6 protein-coding genes and 1 pseudogene are annotated in these 5,245 nt (G+C 51.6%); 1 reads left to right on the forward strand and 6 read right to left on the reverse strand.

Features of this window, described 5'->3' with window-relative positions; translation table 11 throughout:
* Positions 1 to 168 (forward strand): annotated as a pseudogene (locus tag AB5Y85_RS02190) (IS4 family transposase); the annotation flags it as partial.
* A 49-nt stretch (positions 169 to 217) separates the two neighbouring features.
* Here the strand turns inward: AB5Y85_RS02190 and flgE are convergent.
* From flgE to AB5Y85_RS02220, 6 genes are all read right to left on the reverse strand, one after another.
* Positions 218 to 1,603 (reverse strand): flagellar hook protein FlgE, encoded by a 1,386-nt coding sequence (flgE, locus tag AB5Y85_RS02195; protein ID WP_257687375.1) that lies wholly within the window; start codon positions 1,601 to 1,603, stop codon positions 218 to 220.
* 10 nt (positions 1,604 to 1,613) lie between these two features.
* On the reverse strand, positions 1,614 to 2,354 hold the full coding sequence (locus AB5Y85_RS02200) for a flagellar hook assembly protein FlgD (RefSeq protein ID WP_201955755.1): 741 nt from the start codon (positions 2,352 to 2,354) through the stop codon (positions 1,614 to 1,616).
* A gap of 15 nt (positions 2,355 to 2,369) precedes the next feature.
* A complete protein-coding gene (gene flgC, locus AB5Y85_RS02205; RefSeq protein WP_005350658.1) occupies positions 2,370 to 2,789 on the reverse strand; it encodes a flagellar basal body rod protein FlgC in 420 nt (139 codons plus the stop codon).
* Positions 2,789 to 3,187, reverse strand: coding sequence for a flagellar basal body rod protein FlgB (gene flgB / locus AB5Y85_RS02210; RefSeq protein ID WP_005334169.1), 399 nt, complete (start codon positions 3,185 to 3,187; stop codon positions 2,789 to 2,791). Before flgB ends, flgC begins: the two co-directional genes overlap by 1 nt.
* Before the next feature lie 296 nt (positions 3,188 to 3,483).
* Positions 3,484 to 4,308 carry a protein-glutamate O-methyltransferase CheR gene (locus tag AB5Y85_RS02215; RefSeq protein WP_005350656.1) on the reverse strand — a complete coding sequence of 275 codons (825 nt, stop codon included), beginning with the start codon at positions 4,306 to 4,308 and terminating at the stop codon, positions 3,484 to 3,486.
* A 17-nt stretch (positions 4,309 to 4,325) separates the two neighbouring features.
* Positions 4,326 to 5,237: a chemotaxis protein CheV gene (locus tag AB5Y85_RS02220; protein ID WP_005334174.1), complete on the reverse strand. Its 912-nt coding sequence runs from the start codon at positions 5,235 to 5,237 to the stop codon at positions 4,326 to 4,328.
* Positions 5,238 to 5,245 lie beyond the last annotated feature (8 nt).

The following is a 5,245-nucleotide window of genomic DNA, read 5'->3' on the forward strand; positions in this document are numbered from 1 at the left end:
TACCTGTCACCGGGGAGCATCCCGAAGCGAGTGGCGGAGCTGGATAAGCAGGCGGGGCAGTTTGTGTTGCCGGAGCGAAGGGAGCGGAGTTATCCCCGCAGTGTGAAGGCGAGGCCGCAGAAGTATGCGGTGCAAAAAGCCAATAAAAACAATGCCAGTCAGGCTTAACTGACTGGCATTAGGGCCAAGCCCCCTCTCATTATCATTTATTGCGCGATTAACGGATCTGCAGGATGGTCTGCTGCAGCGAACTGTTGACCTCCAGAGAACGGGAGTTGGCCTGGAAGTTACGCTGGGCAGTGATCAAGTCAACCAGCTCCGAGGTCAAATCCACGTTGGACTGCTCCAGCGCCGATGATTTGATGGTCCCGAAAGTGCCCGAGTTCGGCGTCCCAGGCAAGGCATCGCCAGAGAGCAGGGACTGACGCCAGGAGGTATCGCCAACCTGAGTCAATCCTTGCGAGTTGGCAAACTTTGCCATGGCGACCATGGCCACCTTGATGGTGGTGGCGTTACTGTAAGTCGCGGACACAATGCCATCCGGAGTGATCTCGACCTTGGTCAAACGGCCGACAGTGGAGCCATCTTGCGACAACTTATTGACTTCAAATGGTGAGGCATATTGGGTTATTGTGCCCAGTGAAATCTCAAAAGTCTGAGTGGGGTCAGCACCATTAGTGATAATACCCGCACCAGCGGCACCCAATTGCTCCGTTTGGATTGTTGCAGGGGTGGTTGGGGTAATCATTTTACCATCGGCACCAAAGGTAAAACGCGCAGCCAAAGGTGCCTGGGGCACACCTGCAGCCATTTGAGTCTGAACCCCCATAGCTATATCAATAGGCTTTTCACCCTCATATAAATACATACGCCATGCTGTAGGATCTGCCGGTTTGGTCGGGTCGGCATCGCTAGCTTCTTTAACGAAATATTTAGTGATGGTATGAGGCTCACCTAAAGAGTCATACACGACAACAGAGGTGGAGGACGAGTACGTTTTCGAGTCCTTTGGATCAAAGCTCGACAGGCTACCAACTATTGGAGGTACAGCAAGAGGATCCGGCATTGTGCCCGCCGATAACGGGGTCGCCTTGGACGGCAAATTGAAGCTTGCCTCAATCTTGCTGGTCTTGATTGGCTCACCCGCCCGATCCGGTATCTGGATCGGCTTGGTAGCATTGATGCTGACCGCCTTCGGGGTGCCATCGGCGTTAATTTCATAACCTTGCAGGTAATGCCCCTGATTGTTGACCATATAACTGTTTTCATTGAGCTTGAAGGCGCCGGCACGAGTATAGGTGCGATCCAGGTTGGTCAGGCCATCGGAGGTCACAAAGAATCCATTCCCCTGAATCGCCAAGTCGAGTGCGTTATTGGTAAATTGCAGCGCCCCCTGATGGAACTGCTGGGCAACCGCGCCAGTCGCCACACCATTACCGACCTGGGTCTTGGCATTGACAAAGATGGAGTTGGCGTAAACATCCGCAAACTCTGCTCGGGACTCTTTAAAGCCCATGGTATTAACGTTGGCAATGTTGTTGGCGGTGACGTTCAAGTCTTTTTGTGCCGCGTTGACACCGCTCAAGGCATTGTTAAATGACATATCCAGCTCCTTAGATCGATGCTGTCGACGTGGTTTTTGACTGAGTTGTTGGTTTGTTCTGATTAGATCCTGAAATTTGCAGGATACTATTAAGCGTTGTAGTGCCTAGACCTCTCAGATTAAGTTGAGTCGGGTTGGTTCCGTTCCCCAGGACCACACTATCAACCTTGCCATAGGTCAGGGCCGAGATGCTCTCCGACTTTCCATCCATGGTGCCGTTAGCTTTAATCACGTATTTTCCAGGCTTGGCCGGATTGCCACTCTTGTCTTTACCATCCCAAGCAAATTCAACATTGCCGCGTAAATCCCCTTCCAGAGGAAACTCCTTTATCACCTGGCCCTTTTCATCTTCCACCGTGATTTTCACATTCGAATACTTGTTCTCGACACCGACAGCCACAACCCCGGATATGGCCCCCTCTTTCTCCAAATAACCGATATTGCTAGGGAGCAGCACATTTTGTCCGACCAGTGCAGAGGCTTGCAGCGCCTGACTAGATGTCATCAGAGTATTGAGATTGCCCATCTGGGTGGACAAGCTGTTGATCCCCTCAGAAGTCGACATGGATGTCATCTGGGAGAGCATCTGGGCGTTATCAACTGGTTTGAAGGGATCCTGATACGACAGCTGCATGGTCAGCAGCTTCAGAAAAGAAGCTTGATCCAGCTCTTTCTTCGGCGTTGTAGTGGTGCCTGTCGTCTGGGTCGTGGTACGGCTGATGCCGTTCACATTATTGGTTGTATCGACCATGCTGCATCCCTCCTATCAGGACTTGCCAAGCTGGAGCGTCTGCTGCAGCATCTTCTTGGCCGAATCTGCAACCTGTACGTTGGTCTGGTAGCTGCGCGAGGCGTTGATCATGTCGGCCATCTCTTCAACCATGTTGACGTTTGGCTTGAAGATAAAACCGTCTTTATCCGCCATCGGGTGGTTGGGGTTGTACTCCTTGAGCAGTGGCGCCTTGCTCTCGACAATCCCCTTCACCTCAACCCCGACCGAGCCCTGCTTGTCAGACATCGCCTGATCGAGCTGGGCGGCAAAGACTGGCCGCCTGGCGTGGTAAGTATTTTCCACACTGGAGCTGACGCTGTCCGCGTTGGCCATGTTGCTGGCAACCGTGTTGAGGCGTACTGACTGTGCACTCATAGCCGAGCCTGCTATGTCAAAGACCTTGAACAAACTCATCACTGCTCTCCTTTCAGGGCCTTGAGCAGGCCACTGATCTTGCTATTCATAAATTCAAGGGAGGTTTGATACTCGAGGCTATTGCGCAGAAATTCGCTGCGCTCCTGCTGCACATCGACTGTATTGCCGTCACCGGTATCCGGTTGCAGCGGGTTGCGATATTGCACGGTACCCGGAGCGTCCATATTCAAGGCAAAGTGCTTTTCGCTGGTCGTTGCCAAACCAAAACCCTGATGCGACTGGGCCTCCTGCAATGCCTGAGCAAAATTGATATCCCTGGCTTTAAAGCCAGGGGTATCTGCGTTGGCAATATTGCTGGAAAGCACCTCTGCACGCTTGGCGCGAACGCTTATGGTGTGTTGATGCACACCGAATGCCTTGTCAAATGAAAGAGCCATAGCACACCTCCTGCTTGGTATATTTTGTTTGCAAGAGGTGTGCCATAAGCAAATCTCTCAGTTCGATGGTTTGGGTATGAGCACATTTCAGACCGAAAACGGCAGGAGCATCTCGTGCCTTGAGTCAGACGGCATCATTTGGCCACCTTAAGGCTTCAACCACTTTTGCGATGGCGAGATATGGTAGGTAAATAGAAAGACTGAGCTGTAGATAAAGAAAGAGGGAAGCTCGCTGCTTCCCTCTTTACATGAACTGGTTATATCCGGTAAAACCTCGAATATCATGGCCATCAGGCCTATTTGACCTTGTAGACAATCCCCGGATTGCAGCGGATCATCTCAAACCGATCGGTCAACCCGGCCAGTGACTCCGACGCTCCCAGCATCAGATATCCACCGGGATTGAGACTGGCTGCAAACTGGTTGAGGATCTTCGACTTCACTTCCGGCGCAAAATAGATAAGCACGTTACGGCAAAAGATAATGTCAAACTTGCCGAGCAGACTATAACTCTCCAACAAGTTGAGTGGCCGGAAGGTGGTCAATTTTCTGACTCGCTCGGCAACCCGCATCTTGTTGTCACCGTAAGGCTCAAAAAACATCTTCTTGCGCTCCGGTGACAAACCGCGTGCCAGAGCAAGGCTATCGTAAACGCCTTCCTTACACTGATTGAGCATGGTCGTCGAAATATCCGTCCCGACAATCTGCACGCCACCAGGCAAGGTACCCGGCTTTTTCATCTGCTGCTCCAGTGCCGTCATGGCAATGGAATAGGGCTCCTGACCTGACGAGGATGCGGCTGACCAGATCTTGATGGGGCGGCCACTTTTCCCCAACTCGGGGAAAATCTTGTCGGTAAGAAGCTGAAACGGATAGGTATCACGAAACCAGAGGGTCTCGTTGGTCGTCATGGCATCCACCACGGCCATTTTCAGGTCACGCTCTCGCACACTCATTGCACGGGTAACCAGATCAGACAGACTCTCGATGCCAAACTGAGCCATCAAAGGTGAAAGACGGCTCTTCACCAGATACTGCTTGTTATCCCCCAGCACAATTCCGCTCTGTACCGCCAGAAAGTTGCTGAACTGTTTGTATAAGTCGTCCGAAAGTGTCTTCATGCAGCTGTTCTTCTTTATTAGAGTGCGTTTTGTACGGCCTTGGCCAATTCATCAGGCTGGAACTTGGCGATAAAATTGTTGGCACCAACTTTCTGCACCATTGCCTGGTTGAATACTCCACTGAGCGAGGTATGCAGAATAACATGCAAATCCTTGAGATTGGGATTATTCCGGATCTCGGCAGTGAAGGTATAGCCATCCATTTCCGGCATTTCGATATCCGAAATAACCAGCGCAACCTGATCCTTGATAGGACCATTTTTGGTCATTTCCAGCAGCATATTCAATGCTTCGCGGCCATCTTTTGCCAACACACACTCGACACCGATAGCCTCAAGCGCACGTTGTACCTGTTTGCGTGCCACTGAGGAGTCATCCGCAACAAGAACAGGACGCCCCAGAGTCGGGTGGTCGACACTGGCCTGAACCAACTCCTCACTCACATCCGTTGCAACCGGCGAAATTTCGTTCAATATCCGCTCAACATCAAGAATTTCGACCAACTCGCCGTCGACTTCAGTCACGGCTGTCATGTAGTTGATGCGACCCGCACCTTTGGGCGGAGGCAGGATGGATTCCCAGTTCATATTGATGATGCGCTCGACCGAATGCACCAGAAATCCCTGAATAGAGCGGTTGTACTCGGAGATGATAATGAAGCATTTGCTCAGGTCATCAATCGGGCGTTTGCCAACCGCCATGCTGAGGTCGATGACCGAGATAGTCTGGCCACGAATATGTGCGACCCCGCGGATGCAGGAGTTCAATTTGGGCATCACGGTCAAGGGGGGACACTGCAACACTTCACGCACTTTGAATACGTTGATGCCAAATCTTTGACGTCCATTGAGACGAAACAACAACAACTCCAGCCGGTTTTGCCCCACTAGCTGGGTACGTTGGTTGACCGAGTCCAGGATACTGGCCATAAACACTC

Source organism: Aeromonas sp. R3-1 (assembly GCF_040908345.1).
GTDB lineage: Bacteria > Pseudomonadota > Gammaproteobacteria > Enterobacterales > Aeromonadaceae > Aeromonas > Aeromonas veronii.

Coding starts and splice junctions, on each gene's coding strand:
- flgE (WP_257687375.1), bottom strand. CDS start 1,603: ATGTCATTTAACAATGCCTTGAGCGGTGTCAACGCGGCACAAAAAGAC.
- AB5Y85_RS02200 (WP_201955755.1), bottom strand. CDS start 2,354: ATGGTCGATACAACCAATAATGTGAACGGCATCAGCCGTACCACGACC.
- flgC (WP_005350658.1), bottom strand. CDS start 2,789: ATGAGTTTGTTCAAGGTCTTTGACATAGCAGGCTCGGCTATGAGTGCA.
- flgB (WP_005334169.1), bottom strand. CDS start 3,187: ATGGCTCTTTCATTTGACAAGGCATTCGGTGTGCATCAACACACCATA.
- AB5Y85_RS02215 (WP_005350656.1), bottom strand. CDS start 4,308: ATGAAGACACTTTCGGACGACTTATACAAACAGTTCAGCAACTTTCTG.
- AB5Y85_RS02220 (WP_005334174.1), bottom strand. CDS start 5,237: ATGGCCAGTATCCTGGACTCGGTCAACCAACGTACCCAGCTAGTGGGG.